Annotated in this window: 19 protein-coding genes; 14 read left to right on the top strand and 5 right to left on the bottom strand. The window is 72.8% G+C overall.

Features of this window, described 5'->3' with window-relative positions; translation table 11 throughout:
• Window positions 1–5 precede the first annotated feature (5 nt).
• From ccoO to azu, 10 genes are all read left to right on the top strand, one after another.
• Complete coding sequence (ccoO, locus tag Z164_RS0101000; RefSeq protein ID WP_024888889.1) at window positions 6–629, top strand: cytochrome-c oxidase, cbb3-type subunit II; 624 nt, start codon at window positions 6–8, stop codon at window positions 627–629.
• Window positions 626–763, top strand: a complete 138-nt coding sequence (locus Z164_RS21620; RefSeq protein WP_081770005.1) for a cbb3-type cytochrome oxidase subunit 3 — start codon at window positions 626–628, stop codon at window positions 761–763. Before ccoO ends, Z164_RS21620 begins: the two co-directional genes overlap by 4 nt.
• A complete protein-coding gene (ccoP, locus tag Z164_RS0100990) occupies window positions 760–1698 on the top strand; it encodes a cytochrome-c oxidase, cbb3-type subunit III (RefSeq protein WP_024888888.1) in 939 nt (312 codons plus the stop codon). The genes Z164_RS21620 and ccoP overlap by 4 nt, the downstream gene beginning before the upstream one ends.
• On the top strand, window positions 1695–1991 hold the full coding sequence (locus tag Z164_RS0100985) for a hypothetical protein (protein ID WP_024888887.1): 297 nt from the start codon (window positions 1695–1697) through the stop codon (window positions 1989–1991). The genes ccoP and Z164_RS0100985 overlap by 4 nt, the downstream gene beginning before the upstream one ends.
• Window positions 1992–1994: 3 nt before the next feature.
• Window positions 1995–3548, top strand: a complete 1554-nt coding sequence (locus Z164_RS0100980; protein WP_024888886.1) for a 4Fe-4S dicluster domain-containing protein — start codon at window positions 1995–1997, stop codon at window positions 3546–3548.
• Window positions 3545–4054, top strand: coding sequence for a FixH family protein (locus tag Z164_RS0100975; protein WP_024888885.1), 510 nt, complete (start codon window positions 3545–3547; stop codon window positions 4052–4054). The genes Z164_RS0100980 and Z164_RS0100975 overlap by 4 nt, the downstream gene beginning before the upstream one ends.
• Before the next feature lie 15 nt (window positions 4055–4069).
• Window positions 4070–6490 (top strand): heavy metal translocating P-type ATPase, encoded by a 2421-nt coding sequence (locus Z164_RS0100970; RefSeq protein WP_024888884.1) that lies wholly within the window; start codon window positions 4070–4072, stop codon window positions 6488–6490.
• An 11-nt stretch (window positions 6491–6501) separates the two neighbouring features.
• Window positions 6502–6783, top strand: a complete 282-nt coding sequence (gene ccoS, locus Z164_RS23610; RefSeq protein ID WP_160170672.1) for a cbb3-type cytochrome oxidase assembly protein CcoS — start codon at window positions 6502–6504, stop codon at window positions 6781–6783.
• Window positions 6773–7501 carry a sulfite exporter TauE/SafE family protein gene (locus Z164_RS0100960; protein ID WP_024888882.1) on the top strand — a complete coding sequence of 243 codons (729 nt, stop codon included), beginning with the start codon at window positions 6773–6775 and terminating at the stop codon, window positions 7499–7501. Before ccoS ends, Z164_RS0100960 begins: the two co-directional genes overlap by 11 nt.
• A gap of 153 nt (window positions 7502–7654) precedes the next feature.
• Entirely contained in the window at window positions 7655–8110 is a 456-nt protein-coding gene (gene azu / locus Z164_RS0100955) for an azurin (protein ID WP_024888881.1), read from the top strand.
• A 59-nt stretch (window positions 8111–8169) separates the two neighbouring features.
• On the opposite strand, the gene Z164_RS0100950 is transcribed toward azu, so the two are convergent.
• From Z164_RS0100950 to Z164_RS0100930, 5 genes are all read right to left on the bottom strand, one after another.
• Window positions 8170–8835, bottom strand: coding sequence for an anaerobic ribonucleoside-triphosphate reductase activating protein (locus tag Z164_RS0100950; protein WP_024888880.1), 666 nt, complete (start codon window positions 8833–8835; stop codon window positions 8170–8172).
• On the bottom strand, window positions 8832–9014 hold the full coding sequence (gene nrdD, locus Z164_RS23765) for an anaerobic ribonucleoside-triphosphate reductase (protein WP_236621730.1): 183 nt from the start codon (window positions 9012–9014) through the stop codon (window positions 8832–8834). The genes Z164_RS0100950 and nrdD overlap by 4 nt, the downstream gene beginning before the upstream one ends.
• 66 nt (window positions 9015–9080) lie before the next feature.
• Complete coding sequence (locus Z164_RS0100940; RefSeq protein WP_024888878.1) at window positions 9081–10844, bottom strand: ribonucleoside triphosphate reductase; 1764 nt, start codon at window positions 10842–10844, stop codon at window positions 9081–9083.
• 129 nt (window positions 10845–10973) lie between these two features.
• Window positions 10974–12218 (bottom strand): alginate export family protein, encoded by a 1245-nt coding sequence (locus Z164_RS0100935; protein WP_024888877.1) that lies wholly within the window; start codon window positions 12216–12218, stop codon window positions 10974–10976.
• Between the two features lie 104 nt (window positions 12219–12322).
• Window positions 12323–14380: a TonB-dependent copper receptor gene (locus tag Z164_RS0100930; protein ID WP_024888876.1), complete on the bottom strand. Its 2058-nt coding sequence runs from the start codon at window positions 14378–14380 to the stop codon at window positions 12323–12325.
• A gap of 189 nt (window positions 14381–14569) precedes the next feature.
• On the opposite strand from Z164_RS0100930, the gene Z164_RS0100925 reads away from it, so the two are divergent.
• The 4 genes from Z164_RS0100925 to hemN all read left to right on the top strand — a co-directional run bounded on the left by Z164_RS0100925 (window position 14570) and on the right by hemN (window position 17999).
• Window positions 14570–14818 (top strand): DUF2249 domain-containing protein, encoded by a 249-nt coding sequence (locus Z164_RS0100925; protein ID WP_024888875.1) that lies wholly within the window; start codon window positions 14570–14572, stop codon window positions 14816–14818.
• A 117-nt stretch (window positions 14819–14935) separates the two neighbouring features.
• On the top strand, window positions 14936–15175 hold the full coding sequence (locus Z164_RS0100920) for a hypothetical protein (protein WP_024888874.1): 240 nt from the start codon (window positions 14936–14938) through the stop codon (window positions 15173–15175).
• Window positions 15176–15309: 134 nt separating this feature from the next.
• Entirely contained in the window at window positions 15310–16479 is a 1170-nt protein-coding gene (gene nirK, locus Z164_RS0100915) for a copper-containing nitrite reductase (protein ID WP_024888873.1), read from the top strand.
• A gap of 122 nt (window positions 16480–16601) precedes the next feature.
• Window positions 16602–17999: an oxygen-independent coproporphyrinogen III oxidase gene (gene hemN / locus Z164_RS0100910; protein WP_024888872.1), complete on the top strand. Its 1398-nt coding sequence runs from the start codon at window positions 16602–16604 to the stop codon at window positions 17997–17999.
• The last annotated feature ends 10 nt before the right edge of the window (window positions 18000–18009 follow it).

Genomic DNA, 18009 nt, shown 5'->3' with positions numbered 1-18009 from the left:
GCGCCATGTCGAACAAGCACGAGAAGATCGAGAAGAACGTCGGCCTGATGGCGGTCCTGATCGCGGTGGCGGTGTCCTTCGGCGGGCTGGCCGAGATCGTCCCGCTGATGTACCAGGCCGAGGCGATCGAGCCGCTGGAGGGCGTGGAACCCTACCCGGCGCTGGAGCTGGCCGGGCGCGACGTCTACGTCCGCGAGGGCTGCTACAACTGCCACTCGCAGATGGTGCGCACGCTGCGCTTCGAGTCCGAGCGCTACGGCCACTACTCGCTGGCCGGCGAATCGGTCTACGACCGCCCGTTCCAGTGGGGCAGCAAGCGCACCGGGCCGGACCTGGCCCGCGTGGGCGGGCGCTACTCCGACGCCTGGCACCGCGTGCACCTGCACAACCCGCGCGACGTGGTGCCCGAATCCAACATGCCCGGCTACCCCTGGCTGGAGCGCAACCCGCTCGATCCCGACCAGGTCTCCGACCGCATGCGCGCCCTGCAGCGCCTGGGCGATCCCTACACCGACGAGCAGATCGCCGCCGCGCGCGACGAGCTGATCGGCAAGACCGAACTCGACGCCATCGTGGCCTACCTGCAGGGGCTGGGGCGGCACGCACCGCGCGGAGGAGCGCCGCAATGATCTCCGGAATCGTCACCACCGTCCTGCTGATCCTGTTCCTGGCCGGCTGGGCCTGGGCCTGGAGCCCGCGCCGCAAGGCCGATTTCGAGGACGCGGCCCGGTTGCCGCTGTCCGACGGGGAGGATGCGCCGTGAGCACAGGATGGTCCTGGTACGTCATCGCGCTCATCGCGCTCAACATCGCCGGCTGCGTCTGGCTGCTGTGGTGGACGGCGCGCCGCCGCCCCGGCGACCCGGCGCCGGAGGACACCAGCCACGTCTGGGACGGCGACATCACCGAGTACAACAAGCCGCTGCCGCGGTGGTGGATCAACCTGTTCTACATCACCATCGTCTTCAGCATCGCCTACCTGCTGTGGTACCCCGGGCTGGGCAACTTCGCCGGCTTCGGCGGCTGGACCTCGGTGGCCGAGCACGACGCGGAGAAGGCGCGCCAGGACCAGCAGCTGGAGGCCACCTTCGCCGCCTACACCGGCCAGCCGATCGACGTGCTCGCCCGCGATCCGCAGGCCCGCGCGCTGGGGCGCTCGATCTTCGCCAACACCTGCGCGGCCTGCCACGGCTCGGCGGCGACCGGCGCGCCGGGCTATCCCAACCTGACCGACGCGCACTGGAACTGGGGCGGCGAGCCCGACCAGATCCTGGCCTCGGTGCTGGACGGCCGCGAGGGCGTGATGCCGCCGCTGGGCGACGTGCTGACCGGCATCGGCGGCGACGACGCCGTCGACCAGGTCATCGCCTACGTGCGCCTGCTGCGCCAGCCCGAGCAGAGCCTGCGCAACAACCACGCGGCCTCGCGCGGCAAGAAGCTCTACGACAGCCTGTGCGTGGCCTGCCACGGTCCCGACGGCAAGGGCAACATCGCCTTCGGCGCGCCGGACCTGACCCACGGCAACACCCTGTACGCCAACACCGTGGAGAGCATGCGCCAGACCATCCGCGAGGGCCGGCACGGCGTCATGCCCGCCCATCGCGACCTGCTGGGCGAGACCCGCTCCCGGCTGGTGGCCGCCTACGTGTGGTCGCTGTCCAACCCGCCCCCCGCCACGGCGTCCGCGAACTCGCCATGAGCCGTCCGCCGGACCCTCACTACGACCACCCGCCCCGCCCCCTGGCCCAGCGCCTGGGGGCGGTGCTGTGGCCGAGCTTCTTCTCCGCGGGGGTGTCGACGATGGTGTTCTTCGCCTTCGTCGATCCCCTGCTGCTGCGCGACATGACCTTTCCCGACCTGCCCCTCACCCGCGAACTCGGCTATACGGCCGGGTTCTTCATGTTCTGGCTGGCCACCGCCGGCTCGAGCCTGTTCACCTGGATCCTCCTGCGACCGGCCGCCCGCTTCAACCGCGCGCTGCCGCCGGAGTAGGCCGTGAGCAAGCGCATTCCCATCGAAGTCGCCGAGGATCGCGGCGGCTCGCTCTACGTCAGCGAAGCCAAGGTCTACCCGCGCAGCGTGCGCGGCCGTTTCGACCGCCTGCGCACCGCGGCGGTGTTCTGGCTGCTGGGCATGTTCTACCTGTTCCCCTGGCTGCGCTGGGACGGCCGCCAGGCGGTGCTGTTCGACCTGCCGGCGCGCAAGTTCCACGTCTTCGGGCTGACCTTCTGGCCGCAGGACTTCCTGTTCCTGGCGCTGCTGCTGATCATCGCGGCGATGGCGCTGTTCTTCTTCACCGCGCTGGCCGGACGGCTGTTCTGCGGCTACGCCTGTCCGCAGACGGTGTGGACCGAGGTGTTCCTGTGGATCGAGCGCTGGACCGAGGGCGACCGCAGCAAGCGCATGAAGCTCGACGCCGGCCCGTGGACGCGGGAAAAGATCCTGCGCAAGGGCGCCAAGCACCTGCTGTGGGCGCTGCTGGCGCTGTGGACCGGCTTCACCTTCGTCGGCTTCTTCACCCCGATCACCGACCTGGGCGCGCGCCTGGCGACGCTCTCCTGGGGCGGCTGGGAGACGTTCTGGGTGCTGTTCTACGCCTTCGCCACCTGGGGCAACGCCGGCTTCCTGCGCGAGCAGGTGTGCAAGTACATGTGCCCGTACGCGCGCTTCCAGAGCGCGATGTTCGACCGCAACACGCTGCTGATCGCCTACGACCCGATGCGCGGCGAACCGCGCGGGCCGCGCAAGCGCGGGCTGGCCAGCGTGCTCGAGCGCGCGCGCGGCCTGCTCGACGCCGCCACCGCCTACGACTACGTGTTCCGCGCCAACCACCATCCCTCGGCCGCCGACAACCGCTTGCAGGCGCGCAAGACCATCACCTTCGACGGCGACCTGGGCGAGATCCAGCCGCTGCCGCGGTTCGCGCCGGAGGAACTGGGCGACTGCATCGACTGCACGATCTGCGTGCAGGTCTGCCCGACCGGCATCGACATCCGCAACGGCCTGCAGTACGAGTGCATCGCCTGCGGCGCCTGCATCGACGCCTGCGACGAGGTGATGGACAAGATGGGCTACCCGCGCGGGTTGATCCGCTACTCGACCCAGAACGCCATCGACGGCCAGCCCAGCCGCGTGCTCAGGCCGCGGGTGATCGTCTACGGCGCGCTGCTGGCGGCGTTGTGCGTGGCCTGGGCCTGGGGCGTGGGCCACCGCAGCGAGCTCATCGCCGAGGTGCTGCGCGACCGCAACGCGCTCTACCGCGAGGCGGCCGATGGCCGGATCGAGAACGGCTACACTCTGAAGATCGCCAACAAGTCGCCCCAGCCGCAGGTCTACCGCATCGGGATCTCGCCGACCACGGCCGGCATCCAGATCCGCGGCGCGCCCCTGGAAACCGAGGTGGCCGCGGGCGAGGTCGCTGCCGTGCCGGTGGTGCTCGACGCGCCCGCCGACCTCGGCGGACGCCAGGCGATCCGCTTCCACGTCGAGAGCGCCGACGGCAGCGCCCGCGCCGAGATCGACAGCAGCTTCTTCGGACCCATGCAATGAACGACCCCGTACAGAAGAAACGCCCGCCGTGGCGCGAACCCATGCTCTGGCTGGTGTTCGGCCTGCCGCTGGCGTCCATCGTCGCCGGCGTTTCGCTGGTGACCATCGCCACCCGCTCCGGCGGCACCGACGCGGTGCGCGACGAGGTGCAGCGCGTCTCCCAGATCCAGACCGCCGACCTCGGCCCCGACGGCGCCGCGCGCCGCCTGCACCTGGCCGCGCTGCTGCGGCTGGACGAGGGCGGCGGTGCGATCGAGGTGATCGCGGTGAACGGCGATTTCGACCGCGCCGCGCCGCTGCGGCTGACCCTGGCGCATCCGGCGCAGGCGCGCGAAGACCTCGACCTGCTGCTGGCGCCGTCCGAGCACGGCTGGCGCGCGGACGGCGAGATCGACCTGTCCCACGACTGGATCCTGCAACTGGCGCCCGAGGACGCGGCGTGGCGCCTGCGCGGCCGCCTGCCGGCCGGTCAGCTGGCGACGCGGCTCGCGCCCGCCTCGCCGTAATCCCCGGACCCCGCGATGGCGACCGCCGCGCGCACCTGCTTCCACTGCGGCGAGCCCATCGCCGGCACGGCGACGATCGGCGCCGACGGCGCGGCGTTCTGCTGCGCCGGCTGCGAGGCCGCGGCGGCCTGGATCCGCGATGCGCGCCTGGACGACTACTACCGCCTGCGCAGCGCGCTGCCGGCGCCGGTGGGCACCGACGCCGTGGACCTGTCGGTGTGGGACCGCGACGAGGTACTGGCCGAGCACGCCCACGCCTTCGACGGCGGCCTGCGCATCACCCTGCTCACCGACGGCATGCGCTGCGCCGCCTGCGCCTGGCTGATCGACCGCGCGCTGTCGCGCGAGGACGGCGTGTCCGAGGTCGTCGCCAACGCTGTCACCGGCCGCATCCGCATCGCCTGGGACCCGGCGCGCGCGCCGCTGTCGGCGATCCTGCGCCGCCTCCTGGCGCTGGGCTACCGGCCGTACCTGGCCGCCGGGGATGCGCGCGAGCGCGAGCGCGCCCGCGAACGCCGGCGCTGGCTGCTGCGCCTGGGCGTGGCCGGCCTGGGCGCGATGCAGGCGATGATGCTGGCCGAGGCGCTGTACCTGGATTTCGACGCCAGCATGCCCACCGCGACCCGCGACGTGCTGCGCTGGCTGACCTTCGTGCTGTCCACCCCGGTGGTGTTCTATTCCGGCTGGCCGTTCCTGATCGGCTGCTGGCGCGAGCTGCGCGCCCGCCACGTCGGCATGGACACGCTGATCGCCACCTCCACCCTGCTGGCCTACTTCGCCAGCCTGGTCGAGACGATCCGCGGCGGGCCGCACGTCTGGTACGACGCCGCGGTGATGTTCGTGTTCCTGCTGCTGGCCGCGCGCATGCTGGAGCAGCGCGCGCGCAACGCCGCCAGCGCCCAGGTCGATGCGCTGGCGCGGGCGCGGCCGGCGTTCGCCACCCGCGAGCGCGCCGACGGCGAGCGCGAGACGGTGGCCATCGCGCGCCTGGCCGTGGGCGACACCGCCTGCGTTGCCGCGGGCGAGACCGTGCCCGCCGACGGCCGCCTGCTGGACGGGCCGGTGGCGTTCGAGGAATCGCTGCTGACCGGCGAATCCAGCCCGGTGCTGCGCCAGGCCGGCGAGACCGTGCACGCCGGCAGCGTCTGCCGCGAGCGCCCGGCGCGGATCGCGGTGACCGGCGTCGGCAGCGCCACCCGGCTCTCGCAGCTCACCCGGCTGGTGGAGCAGGCGCAGGCGCAGCGCCCGGCGCTGGCGCGCGCGGCCGACCGCGTCGGCAGCCGCTTCGTGGCGACGCTGCTGGTGGCCGCGATCGCGGTCTACGTCGGCTGGCGGCTCTACGATCCTTCGCGCGCGTTCGAGGTCACCCTGGCCCTGCTGGTCATCAGTTGCCCCTGCGCGCTGTCGCTGGCGGTGCCCACGGCGCTGGCGACCGCGCACGGCACCCTGGCCCGGCTCGGCGTGCTGGCCACCCGCGACGGCGCGCTGGACACGCTGGCCGCGGCCACCGACGTGGTGTTCGACAAGACCGGCACCCTCGGCGACGCCCGCGCGCAACTGGAACGGGTGGTGCCGGAGCCGGGCATGCGCGCCGACGAGGCGCTGGCCATCGCCGCCGCGCTGCAGCGCGACAGCCGCCACCCGCTGGCCGCGGCCTTCGCCGACGCGCCGGCCGCGGCCGATGCGCGCGAGGTCCGCAGCGTGCCGGGCGAAGGCGTGGAAGGCACGGTCGGCGGGCGCCGCTGGCGGCTCGGCCAGGCGCGCTTCGCCGCCGCGCGCGCGCCCGACGAGGACGTCTGGCTGGGCGACGGCGCGCAGCCGGCGGCCCGCTTCGTGCTGCGCGAGCGGATCCGCGAGGACGCACCGCAAGCGCTCGACGCGCTGCGCGCGCAGGGGCTGGCGCTGCACCTGGCCAGCGGCGACGCGCCGGCGCGGGTGGCGGCCTTCGCGCAGCGCCTCGGCCTGGACGACGCGCACGCGCGCCAGAGCCCGCAGGACAAGCTCGACCGCGTGCACGCGCTGCAGGCGCGCGGCCGCGTGGTGGCGATGGTCGGCGACGGCCTCAACGACGCCCCGGTGCTGGCCGGCGCCGACGTGTCGATCGCCATGGGCGAGGGCGCGTCGCTGGCGCAGCGCGCCGCCGACCTGGTGCTCACCGGCGGCTCGCTCATGCGCATTCCCGCCGCGGTCGCGGTGGCGCGGCGCACGCGCCGGGTGATCCGCCAGAACCTGGCCTGGGCGCTGGGCTACAACCTGGTCGCGCTGCCGGTGGCCGCCGCCGGGCTGGTCACGCCCTGGCTGGCGGCGCTGGGCATGGCGCTGTCCTCGCTGGCGGTGACCGCCAATGCGCTGCGGCTGGCGCGCACGCCGCCGCTGCCGGCGCCGCGCGCGACCGGCGCCGGGTCCACCGCCGCCGTGCCGGCCGCGCCGCGATGAGAAGCCTGCTGTTGCTGCTGCCGATCAGCCTGCTGCTGCTGGGCGTGGCGATCGGCGCCTTCGTCTGGGCGGTGCGGCGCGGCCAGTTCGACGACCTCGACACCCCGGCGCTCGACGTGCTGGTGGACGAGGACGGCCCGCGCGCCGAACGCGCGCCGAAGCGAACGCAGGCCGGTCCCGCGCCATCCGCGGATGCCACGAGCGACGCGTCCGCAGACGCGGACGCAACCGCTGACGCAACCGCAACCGCAACCGCCAGCGACGCGGGGGGAGCGCCGCGCGATGCCGGTTGACTGGCCGGTGCTGCTGGCCGCGCTGCTGGCCGGCCTGCTGGGCGGCGTGCACTGCGCGGCGATGTGCGGCGGCATCGCCACCGGCTTCTCGGCGCTGTCGCCGCGCGGCGGCTGGCCGCTGGCCTGGCAGGTCAACCTCGGCCGCGTGGCCGGCTACGTGCTGGCCGGCGCGGCCGCCGGCGTCGTCGGCGACGGCCTGCTGGCGGTGGCGCGCTCGCCCTGGCTGGCGGTCGGCCTACGCATGCTGGTAGGTGCGGCGCTGGTGGTGCTGGCGCTGCGCCTGCTGGGCGTGCGCCGTGCCGGGCTCTCCGGCCCCGGCCAGCGGCTGTGGCAGTGGCTGCGGCCGCTGCAGCGGCCGCTGCTGCCGGCCGATTCCGCGCCCAAGCGCATCCTGCTGGGCGTGCTGTGGGGCTGGCTGCCCTGCGGTCTCAGCCTGGGCCTGCTGACCATCGCCTGGCTGCAGGCCGACGCGCGCAACGGCGCGCTGACCATGGCCGCGTTCGGGCTCGGCACCCTGCCGGTGATGCTGCCGCTGACCTGGTCGGGCGCGCGCCTGGGCCGCTGGCTGCAGCGCCCGGGCTGGCGCGCCGCCGCCGGCGCGCTGGTGCTGGCCGCGGGCGTGCTCTCCCTCGCCGCCCCCTGGCTGATGCACGTGCCGGCGCTGCACGGCCCGCTGGCCGCGCTGGGCTGCCTGCCGGCGCCGCTGCCGGCGCGGTAGCCCGGGCCGGCGGGGCGCCCGCGAACGCTGAGCGGCGACCAAACGCCGGAATGCCTTCACGCCGGGTAATGATCCAGATCAATTCGGTCGCGGCCGTGCGCGCACACACTACGCGCACACCCTCTTTCCCGTTCCATCCGCAAGGAGTTCCAGATGAAGACCCTCTCCACCCTGCTCGGCCTCGCCCTGCTGTGCGCCGCCGGCGCCGCCCAGGCCAGCGACAACTGCACGATCAGCCTCGAAGGCAACGACCGCATGCAGTTCGACAAGAAGAGCGCGACCGTCTCGGCCGGCTGCCGGACGGTCACCGTCGAGCTCAAGCACACGGGCGCGCTGCCGGCGACCGCGATGGGCCACAACGTGGTGATCACCGCCAGCGGCGATGCCGCCGCGGTGGCCCAGGCCGGCATCGCCGCCGGCGCGGCCGGCAAGTACGTGCCCGCCGACGACCAGCGCGTGATCGCGCACACCGACGTGATCGGCGGCGGCGCGACCACTCGGGTCACCTTCCCGGGCAACCGCCTGCGCGCCGGCGGCGACTACGTGTTCTTCTGCTCGTTCCCCGGCCACTCGGCGATCATGCGCGGCACGCTCGTCGTCACGCCCTGACCTGCCGCGCGGCACGTCCGCAGCTCGGGCCCGCCGGCTTCGCCGGCGGGCTTTTTCGTTCAGGCGCGCCGCACCACGAAGCGCTCGAAGCGCGCGCCCAGCGCCGCCGGATCGCGCAGCGCCCAGCCCGTCGCCGGCAGCGATGCGCTCCGGCATTCCTGCAGCGCCCAGTGGCGCACGCCCTGCGCGGCGAGGCCGTCGGCCAGCCGCTGCAGTTCGTCCTCGGGGTACAGCCCCGGGTGCCAGGTGGTGCGGCATTCGTAGGCGATGCCGCTGTCGAGCACCTGCCGCAGCGAGGTGCCAACCCTGGCGGCGCTGCCGCGCACGCCGGTGATGGCGTCGTAGCGCGACGCCGGCGCCTTGACGTCCAGCCCCACCCAGTCCAGCAGCGGCAGCAGCGCGGCCAGCCGCGCCGGGTACATGCCGCCGGTGTGCAACGCGGCCTCGAAGCCCAGCGCGCGCACGCGCGCCGCGGCCTGCGGCAGCGCCGGTTGCAGGGTGGGTTCTCCGCCGGAGAACACCACCCCGTCGAGCAGGCCGCGGCGGCGGCGCAGGAACGCCTCGACCTGCGTCCAGGCGATCGCCTCCCCGCCGCGCGCCGGCAGCAGCGCGGGGTTGTGACAGTAGCCGCAGCGCCACGGGCAGCCCTGCAGGAACAGCACCGCCGCCAGGCGGTCGGGGAAATCGATCGAGGTCACCGGCGTCATGCCGCCGATGCGGATCATGCCGCGCGCGGCACCGCGCGCGCCGCCGCGGGCTCGGCGAAGAAGCGGCGTTCGGCATGCTCGCCGCGCTTGCCGAGGTTGAAGCTGGATACCGGGCGGTGGTAGCCCATCACCCGGGTCCACACCTCGCAGCGCTGGCGCTCGTCGTCGGGCAGGGTGTCGTGGTCGTCGTGTCGCATCTGCATCTCCTCGTTGGGTCGGGCGGGAGCCGGCCATGCGGCCGGCGGGAAAGTCGGACCGGCGCGCTAGGCGGCGCCGGGGCGCGCGGCCTCGCGCCGGGCGGCGAGCCGCTCGGCGTCGCAGCGCGGGCAGAAGACGTGCTCGCCGGAGAGGTAGCCGTGCACGGGGCAGATCGAGAACGTGGGCGTCACCGTGACGTAGGGCAGCCGGAACCGGCTCAGCGCGCGCCGGACCAGGTCGCGGCAGGCCGCGCCGCTGGAGAGCCGTTCGCCCATGTACAGGTGCAGCACGGTGCCGCCGGTGTAGCGCGACTGCAGCGCCTCCTGTCGCTCCAGCGCCTCGAACGGATCGTCGGTGAAGCCGACCGGCAGCTGGGTGGAGTTGGTGTAGTACGGCTGCTGGTCGGTGCCGGCCTGCAGGATGCCGGGCCAGCGCCGCCGGTCCTCCTTGGCGAAGCGGTAGGTGGTGCCCTCGGCCGGCGTGGCTTCGAGGTTGTAGAGATGGCCGGTGCGCTCCTGGAACTCGACCATCCGCGCGCGGACGTGGTCGAGCAGGCGCAGCGCGAACGCGTGGCCCCAGTCGCTGGCGATGTCGTGGGCGTCGCCTGTGAAGTTCCGGATCGCCTCGTTGACGCCGTTCACCCCCAGCGTCGAGAAGTGGTTGCGCAGCGTGCCCAGATAGCGCTTGGTGTACGGGAACAGGCCCTCGTCGATCAGGCGCTGGATCGTCTCGCGCTTGATCTCCAGGCTGCGCCGGCCCAGCTCCAGCAGCTCGTCCAGGCGCGCGAACAGCGCCGCCTCGTCGCCACGGTGCAGATAGCCCAGGCGCGCGCAGTTGATCGTCACCACGCCGAGGCTGCCGGTCTGCTCGGCGCTGCCGAACAGGCCGTTGCCGCGCTTGAGCAGCTCGCGCAGGTCGAGCTGCAGGCGGCAGCACATCGAGCGGATCATCCCGGGGTCGAGTTCGGAATTGATGAAGTTCTGGAAGTACGGCAGCCCGTACTTGGCGGTCATGTCGAACAGCCGCTGCGCGTTCTCCGACTCCCAGGGAAAATCGGACGTGATGTTGTAGGTCGGGATCGGGAAGGTGAACACCCGGCCGCGGGCGTCGCCGGCGCTCATGACCTCGATGTAGGCGCGGTTGATCGCGTCCATCTCGGCCTGCAGCTCGCCGTAGGCGAAGGGCATCTCCTCGCCGCCGATGCACGGCCGCTGCGCGCGCAGGTCGGGCGGGCACACCCAGTCGAAGGTGAGATTGGTGAAGGGCGTCTGCGTGCCCCAGCGCGAGGGCACGTTGAGGTTGTAGATCAGCTCCTGGATGCCCTGCCGCACCTGGTCGTAGGACAGCGCGTCCTTGCGCACGAACGGCGCCATGTAGGTGTCGAACGAGGAGAACGCCTGGGCGCCGGCCCATTCGTTCTGCAGCGTGCCCAGGAAGTTGACGATCTGGCCGATGGCCGAGGAGAAGTGCCGCGGCGGCGACGCCTCGACCCGGTTCGGCACCCCGTTGAGCCCCTCGTGCAGCAGGGTGCGCAGCGACCAGCCGGCGCAGTAGCCGGAGAGCATGTCCAGGTCGTGGATGTGCAGGTCGCCCTCGCGGTGGGCGCGGCCGATCTCGGGCGGGTAGACGTGCGAGAGCCAGTAGTTGGCGGTGACCTTGCCGGAGACGTTCAGGATCAGCCCGCCCAGCGAGTAGCCCTGGTTGGCGTTGGCGTTGACCCGCCAGTCGGCGCGGCTCAAGTACTCGCCGATCGAGGCGACCGGATCGACGAGAGGCCCCGCCGCCCGGCCGCCGCCCAGGGATCGCGCCGTGAATCCATCGCTCCGCATGCCAGTCCCCGACACAAGATGTTGTGGGAATGCTGATGCAAAAGCACAAGATGTGGATTGACCTGGGTCAAGCGAAGGCCAACCGTCCGGCGCGCACGGAAATCCGGGCGTGCCGGGCGGCGCGGCGGGTCAGTAGGCGTACTGCAGCTGCAGCCAGAACTTCTCGGTATCGACGCTGCGGGTGCGGTCGTCGGAGGCGTAGCGCGCGTACTTGAGCAGGCCGGTCAGGCCCTGGACGCCGGGAATGGCGCGGGCGTAGGAGAGGTCGAGCTCGTGCCCATAGTCGCCGCCGCCGCGCTCGGGCACGAAGTCGTGGTACCACGCCTGCACGGTGCCGCCCGCCAGCGGCGCGCTGGCGCCGAGATAGCGATCCACGACGCCATCGGCCGGGGTGGTCAGGAAGACGTCGGCCCAGCCCTGGAACGCGTGCTTGGTGGCCAGCGGCGTCTGGAAGGCGCGGTTGCCCGCGCCGGTGCCGCCGCCCAGCGCCTCGTAGCCGGCGGTGAACTTGGCCTGGCGCACCGCGTAGCCGAGTTCGAGCAGGCGGTAGTCGCTGTCGAGCGTCCACGGATTGCCGGCGCCTTCGGTCTGCCGGGCGTATTCCGCCGCGTAGGACAGGCTGCGCCAGGCGCCGCCCAGGCGCGCGCCCGTGGTCCGGCTGGACAGCGTGCCCAGCGGCGCGCCGGGGCTCACCGCGGCGTTGTCGAGGTCGAGCCGGTAGTGGTAGGCGGCCAGCGACAACGCGGGCGACGCCTCGTAGCGCAGGTCGAACAGATGGCTGTCGCCGTCGATGTCGGACCGGTTGGCGGCGGTCGCGGTGCGTCGATCCTCGGGACCGAAGATGGTGTTGACCCGGTCGACGAAGGCGTAGGTGAAGCGCAGGCCATCGGCCGGCGCGAGCTGCAGCTGGACGCCGTCGTAGGTCTGCTCGTTCTGGCGCCAGGCCACGCCGCCGACGAAGCGCTGGTTGCCGAGCACGATGCGCTGGCGCCCCACGGCCACGCTGCCGTAGCCGCCGTCGTGGCGCAGCAGCGCCTGGTTGAATTCGCCGCCTTCCGGATCGGCGATCGTCGCGTAGTCGCCGCGCCCGTTGCGGGTGTCGTGGTAGGTGGCGCCGCCCAGCCGGGTCACGGTGTCGAACTCCACCAGCCCGGAGAAACCGCGCCATTCGCCGCTGCGCCAGCCCAGCCGCGTGCGCAGGGTGTGCGCCTGCGCGTCGCGCAGCGCGTTGTCCTGATGGACGTGTTCGTAACGGTAGCGCAGGTCGAGGCTGGGCTTGCCCTCGGTCAGCACGTCGGAGAAGCCGGATGCGGAGGCGAGGGCCGGGATCGCCAGCAATGCGATCGCCAGCGGACGGAGGGGGCGGGATGTCATCGGGACGTTCCTGTGATGGCCGGGAAGCGGTGCACAGACCATAGGAACGCGCCGCCGGCGGCGCCTTGACCGCGGTCAAGCGCGCGCGCGCCGCGCGGCGATCGTCAGTAGCGGTAGCTCAGCTTGATCCAGCCGGTCCGGCCGGGCTCGTGGATGCGCACCGGATCGGCGGGATAGCCGAAGGCGCTGTTGCCGGCGAGATTGAGGTGCTCGCTGTAGTCGCGATCGAACAGGTTGTCGATGCCCGCCGCGATCTGCAGGCGATCGTCGAACCGATAGCCGGCGTTGAGCGAGAACACCGCGAAACCCGCGCTGGGGCCGAGGTCGCGGCCGACCACGTTGCCCAGCGACTGGCTGGTGCGGTCCTGCGAGGCGACCACGCGCAGCAGCGCGCCGGCCGACCAGCGCCCGTCGTCGTAGCCGGCGTTGAACCGCGCCTCCAGCGGCGGCACCTGCGGCATCGCCTGGCCGCTGTCGGACAATTCGCCCCAGGCGTAGGACAGCGTGCCGCCGAGCTTCCAGTCCTGCGCCGGCCGCCACTCCGCGCCGGCTTCGCCGCCGCGGATGTCGGCATCGGCGTTGCGCGCGCGCGTGGTCGCGCCCATGGCGCCGCCGCCCAGGTAGTCGAACACGATGTAGTCCTGCATGCGCCCGGCGTAGAGCGCCACCCAGGCATCGACCCGCTTGCCGCCGTAGCGCAGCCCGAGGTCGATCTGCGTGGTGCGTTCCGGGGCGACGCCGGCGAACGCGTTGGCCGCGCCGTCCGGGCCGCGCTTGGGCGAGAACAGTTCCCAATAGTCGGGCATGCGCTGGGTGTGGCCCACGCCCGCGTACCAGTGCAGCGGCCGGTCCGCGAGCGTGCGCTCGTAGCGCAGGAAGGCCGAGGGCAGGGTCTCGCTGCGGGTCTGCCCGGCGGTGGGGTTGGGCATCGGCATCATGCCGCCGGTCAGCGCGCGCGCGTCCTCGGCCTCGGCGCGATCCACGCGCGCGCCGCCGATCAGGTGGCGGCCGGGCGCGAGGTGCGCGTGCAGCTCGGCGAAGATCCCGGCCTGGCGCAGCCGCGCGTCCACCGTCCACGGCTGCGCGCGATAGGCGCCGCGGCCCATCGCGCTGCGGTTGGAATGGCGGCTCTCGCGGGCGTCGGCGCCGCCGATCAGGTCCCAGCGCTCGCCGCGCCAGGTCAGCGCGACGCGGCCGCCGGCGGTGCGGTGGGCGACGTTGCTGGCCATCGGCATCGGCATGCTGCCCGAGGGATCGGGTTCGCGCAGCGTGTAGTTGTCCATCACGTGATCGACGTCGTTGTAGTAGAGGTTGGCGGACACCTCGTCCAGCACGCCGCCGATGGCCTTCTTCTCGAAGCGCAGGCCGTAGCTGGTGCGCTCGAACTGCGCGCCGTCCATGCCGCGCCCGGCGTAGCGCGCCTCGCCGTCGCCGGCGCCGATGCTGGCCTCCAGCACGGTGTCGGCATCGGGGGTCCAGCCGAACGCGGCGTCCGCGTTCCACTTCCGCCATGCCGAGGGCACCTCGCGGCCGGCGCCGTCGCGGTAGTCGTCGGCCTGCGAACGGTTGCCGGTGAAGCGGGCGTACCCGCGCGGCGCGCCCGCCGACGCCTCCAGTACCTGGTCGTTGCGGCCGTTGCCGCCGACGAGCAGGCTGCCCGAGGCGCGCGCGCCGGCGCGGTCGAAGTAGGGGATCTCGCGCTCGAAGCGCACCGTGCCCGCCGACGCGCCGCCGCCCCACAGCACCGTCTGCGGACCCTTGACGATCGTCAACCGGTCGTAGGTCTCCGGCGAGACGTAGGACATGGCGTTGTCCATGCGCGACGGACACGCCCCCATCATCGCGCCGTCGCCGGCCAGCAGGTTGAGCCGCGAGCCGAACATGCCGCGCAGCACCGGGTCGCCGTTGGTACCGCCGCTGCGCAGCACGGCGAAGCCCGGCACCGTCTTGAGGTAGTCGGCGCCGTCGCTGGCCGGCACCGGCTGGCGCGGCAGGCGCGGATCGGTGACGAAGGTCAGCGCGGCGACCGGGGCGATGCCGGTGACCACCAGCGCGTCGAGCGTGGCGATGCGCTCGTCGATGGCGCCATCGTCGGCGGGCGCCGCGGCGGCGGCCTGCGCGGACGCCGCGGCCAGCGCGATGCAGAGCAGATGCTTGTTCATGAGGTCTCCTCGTTTCGCGCACAGTTCAGCACCGCCGGGCGCGCCACGGATGCGACCGAATGTCGCAGTGCGCACGCGGCTTGACCTGCATCAAGCGCCGCGACCGCCATCGCCTCGGCCCTGATGTGGATCAATGCGCGGCGATGCGGCGGCGTGCATGGTCGCCGCTCCGCCCCTCGTCTCGCGCGCATGCATCTGGACCTGCGCCACCTGCCGCCGCCCGAACCGATCGAGCGCATCGCCGAGGCGTTGCTGTCGCTGCCGCCCGGCGAGCGGCTGGTGGCGATCACGGCCCCGCCCCCGGAGCCGATGTGGCCGCTGCTCGACCGCCTCGGCTTCGCCTGGCGCCTGGACCGCGAGGACGCGGGCTGCGCCCGGCTGACGCTGTGCCATCCCTGCGATGCCGCTGCGCTGCTGGCGCCGCACTGGCCCGAATGAGCGTGCGGACCGCGGCTTGACCCAGGTCAGGGCGGGACGGCGCCAGCGCGCGCAAGGTGCGCCGGCGACGCGCGCAAGCGCCCTCGCCTCACCCGCCACTCCCCCAGGAGCGCCGCAATGCAGTTCGACATCCACCTGGACACCGCACCGCTCGACCTCGAGCCCATCGCCCTGCAGTTGCAGGCGCTCGACCCCGCCGCGCTCGTCGACATCGATCCGGCCACCGGCGCGCTGCGCGTGTCCACCTACGCCGGGGAGGTCGAGATCGCGCTGGCGCTGGCGCGCGCCGGACACCGCGTCGCAGCGGACCGGATCGTGCAGCTGCCGTCGGTGTGCTGCGGCGGCTGCGGCGGTTGAACCGCTCGGAGGCGCGCCCGGGCGTACGCACGGAAAACCGTCGCCCACTTGATCGGAATCAAGGTGGCTCGAACCGCACCTGCATAGCCTGTCCCCATACCGCATCGACCGCACAACGACCGGAGAACACCCAAATGAAACTCGTCAGGACCTCACTGCTCGCCGCCGCGCTCGCGCTGGCCGGCGGCGCCCTCGCCACGCCGGCGCATGCCGAGAACGCGTTCGAACTGATGACGCGCACGCGCGCCGAGGCGTCCGACCTCGCCAACCTGCCGCGGGAGCGCGTGCAACTGGTGCGCCCGCCCTTCGTGCACGAACACGAGCAGGCCGCGAGCGGCGGCCCCAAGGTGGTGCAGTTCACCCTGCCCATCGAGGAGAAGGAAATCGTCGTCGACGGCGACGGCACCAAGATGCTCGCGATGACCTTCGGCGGCTCCATCCCCGGCCCGCTGATGGTGGTGCACGAGGGCGACTACGTGGAAGTCACCCTGGTCAACCCGGCCACCAACACCATGCCGCACAACATCGACTTCCACGCCTCCACGGGCGCGCTGGGCGGCGGCGATTTCACCGTCGTGCAGCCGGGCCAGGAGGTCACGCTGCGCTGGAAAGCCACGCGCGCGGGCACCTTCGTCTACCACTGCGCGCCGGGCGGGTCGATGACGCCGTGGCACGTGGTCCAGGGCATGCACGGCACGGTGATGGTGCTGCCCCGCGAAGGCCTGAGCGACGGGCAGGGACATGCGTTGCGCTACGATCGCGTCTACTACGTGGGCGAGACCGAGTTCTACATCCCGCGCGACGAGAACGGCGCGTTCAAGACCTACGCCTCGCACGCCGAATCGCTGCCCGACACGCTGGCCGCCATGCGCAGCCTGGTGCCCACGCACGTGGTCTTCAACGGCGCGGTGGGCGCGCTGACCGGCGACAACGCGATGACCAGCCGCGTCGGCGAGACGGTCCTGTTCGTGCACTCGCAGGCCAACCGCGACACGCGGCCCCACCTGATCGGCGGCCACGGCGACTACGTTTGGGAGGAGGGCAAGTTCGCCAACGCCCCGCTCCGCAACCTGGAGACGTGGTTCATCCGCGGCGGCTCCGCCGGCGCGGCGCTCTACACGTTCCGCCAGCCCGGCCTGCACGTCTACCTCAACCACAACCTGATCGAGGCGATCGAGCTGGGCGCGGCCGCGCACGTGCGGGTCGATGGCGACAAGTGGGATCACGACCTGATGACGCAGCCGTCCGCGGCCGGCCCGATCCGGCCGACCACCGACGTCTCGCTGCCGCGCGCCGGACGCTAGCGTCGCCGACGCGCCTGCGCCCACCCCGGGCGCAGGCGCGCTCGCGCCAGCCCCGTGCGCGATCGCGCACGGGTTGACCGCCGTCAAGGCGACCGCGCCGCCCGGCGGGCAGGATTCCCAGCATGCTCAGCCCCGTCCTCGATCCCGACCTGCTGCGGCGCTACGACCGGCCCGGTCCGCGCTACACCTCCTACCCCACCGCGCCGCAATTCAGCACCGCGTTCCGGGAGGATGCGCTGCGGGCGGCGGCCAGCGCCAGCAACGGCGACCCCATCCCGCGGCGGCTGTCGCTGTACGTGCACGTGCCCTTCTGCACCAGCCCGTGCTTCTACTGCGGCTGCAACCGCATCATCACCCGCGACACCGCGCGCGGCGAGGCCTATCTGGTGCGGCTGTACCGCGAGATCGCGATGGTCGCGCAGCTGTTCGACCGCGACCGCGAGGCGATCCAGCTCCACTTCGGCGGCGGCACGCCCAACTTCCTGTCTCCCGCGCAGCTCAACGACACGGTGGACGCGCTGCGGCGGCAGTTCCACTTCTCCGACAGCCCCGAGCGCGACATCTCGATCGAGCTCGACCCGCGCCACATCGCCCCGGACGAGGTCGGGATGCTGGCGCGCGCCGGGTTCAATCGCGCCAGCCTCGGCGTGCAGGACTTCGACCCGGACGTGCAGGCCGCGGTGAACCGCGTGCAGTCGCAGGAGCAGACCTTCCGCATCGTGCGCGCCTGCCGTGAACACGGCTTCCGCTCGGTCAACCTGGACCTGATCTACGGCCTGCCCCGGCAGACGCCCGACGGCTTCGCCCGCACGCTCGACGCGGTGATCGCCGAGCGTCCGGACCGGCTGGCGGTGTACGGCTACGCCCACCTGCCGACGATGTTCCGCCCGCAGCGCCGGATCGACCCCGCCGAACTGCCCGACGCCGAAGCCCGACTCGCGCTGCTGCGGCTGGCGATCGAGCGGCTCACCGCAGCCGGCTACGTCTACATCGGCATGGACCACTTCGCCCTGCCCGACGACGAGCTGGCCCTGGCCCAGGCCCGCGGCAGCCTGCACCGCAACTTCATGGGCTACACCACCCACGCCGACAGCGACCTCGTCGGCCTGGGCGTGAGCGCGATCAGCCATATCGGCGACAGCTTCAGCCAGAACCCGCGCGACCTGCCGAGCTGGCAGGCGGCGATCGACGAGGGCCGGCTGCCGGTCTTCCGCGGCATGCACCTGTCCGAGGACGACGTGCTGCGCGCGGAGCTGATCCAGCAGCTGATGTGCCGCGCCGAGGTGCCGGTGGACATGCTGGAGCGCCGGTTCGCGATCGATTTCCGGGTCTATTTCGCCGACGCGCTGGCCCGGTTGCGCCCTTTCGAGGGCGATGGCCTGGTGCGCGTGGAGCGGGATAGAATCTCGGTCACCGCCCGCGGCCGGCTGCTGCTACGGAACATCGCCATGTGCTTCGACCGTTATCTCGCCGCCTCGCCTCCAGCCCAGGACGCTCCACGCTATTCCCGCGCGATCTGAGCGCACGGTT

The sequence above is a fragment of the Luteimonas huabeiensis HB2 genome (assembly GCF_000559025.1).
GTDB lineage: Bacteria > Pseudomonadota > Gammaproteobacteria > Xanthomonadales > Xanthomonadaceae > Luteimonas > Luteimonas huabeiensis.
Note: the sequence above shows the minus strand (reverse complement) of the source record. Positions and strands in the feature narration are given on the sequence as shown.

Excerpts from the sequence above, each read along its gene's own strand:
- Z164_RS0100950 (WP_024888880.1), bottom strand. The coding sequence starts at position 8,835 with ATGATCCGCATCGGCGGCATGACGCCGGTGACCTCGATCGATTTCCCC.
- Z164_RS21620 (WP_081770005.1), top strand. The coding sequence starts at position 626 with ATGATCTCCGGAATCGTCACCACCGTCCTGCTGATCCTGTTCCTGGCC.
- Z164_RS0100930 (WP_024888876.1), bottom strand. The coding sequence starts at position 14,380 with ATGAACAAGCATCTGCTCTGCATCGCGCTGGCCGCGGCGTCCGCGCAG.
- nirK (WP_024888873.1), top strand. The coding sequence starts at position 15,310 with ATGAAACTCGTCAGGACCTCACTGCTCGCCGCCGCGCTCGCGCTGGCC.
- Z164_RS0100925 (WP_024888875.1), top strand. The coding sequence starts at position 14,570 with ATGCATCTGGACCTGCGCCACCTGCCGCCGCCCGAACCGATCGAGCGC.
- Z164_RS0100920 (WP_024888874.1), top strand. The coding sequence starts at position 14,936 with ATGCAGTTCGACATCCACCTGGACACCGCACCGCTCGACCTCGAGCCC.
- Z164_RS0100940 (WP_024888878.1), bottom strand. The coding sequence starts at position 10,844 with ATGCGGAGCGATGGATTCACGGCGCGATCCCTGGGCGGCGGCCGGGCG.
- hemN (WP_024888872.1), top strand. The coding sequence starts at position 16,602 with ATGCTCAGCCCCGTCCTCGATCCCGACCTGCTGCGGCGCTACGACCGG.
- azu (WP_024888881.1), top strand. The coding sequence starts at position 7,655 with ATGAAGACCCTCTCCACCCTGCTCGGCCTCGCCCTGCTGTGCGCCGCC.
- nrdD (WP_236621730.1), bottom strand. The coding sequence starts at position 9,014 with ATGCGACACGACGACCACGACACCCTGCCCGACGACGAGCGCCAGCGC.
- Z164_RS0100975 (WP_024888885.1), top strand. The coding sequence starts at position 3,545 with ATGAACGACCCCGTACAGAAGAAACGCCCGCCGTGGCGCGAACCCATG.
- ccoO (WP_024888889.1), top strand. The coding sequence starts at position 6 with ATGTCGAACAAGCACGAGAAGATCGAGAAGAACGTCGGCCTGATGGCG.
- Z164_RS0100960 (WP_024888882.1), top strand. The coding sequence starts at position 6,773 with ATGCCGGTTGACTGGCCGGTGCTGCTGGCCGCGCTGCTGGCCGGCCTG.
- Z164_RS0100935 (WP_024888877.1), bottom strand. The coding sequence starts at position 12,218 with ATGACATCCCGCCCCCTCCGTCCGCTGGCGATCGCATTGCTGGCGATC.
- Z164_RS0100985 (WP_024888887.1), top strand. The coding sequence starts at position 1,695 with ATGAGCCGTCCGCCGGACCCTCACTACGACCACCCGCCCCGCCCCCTG.
- Z164_RS0100970 (WP_024888884.1), top strand. The coding sequence starts at position 4,070 with ATGGCGACCGCCGCGCGCACCTGCTTCCACTGCGGCGAGCCCATCGCC.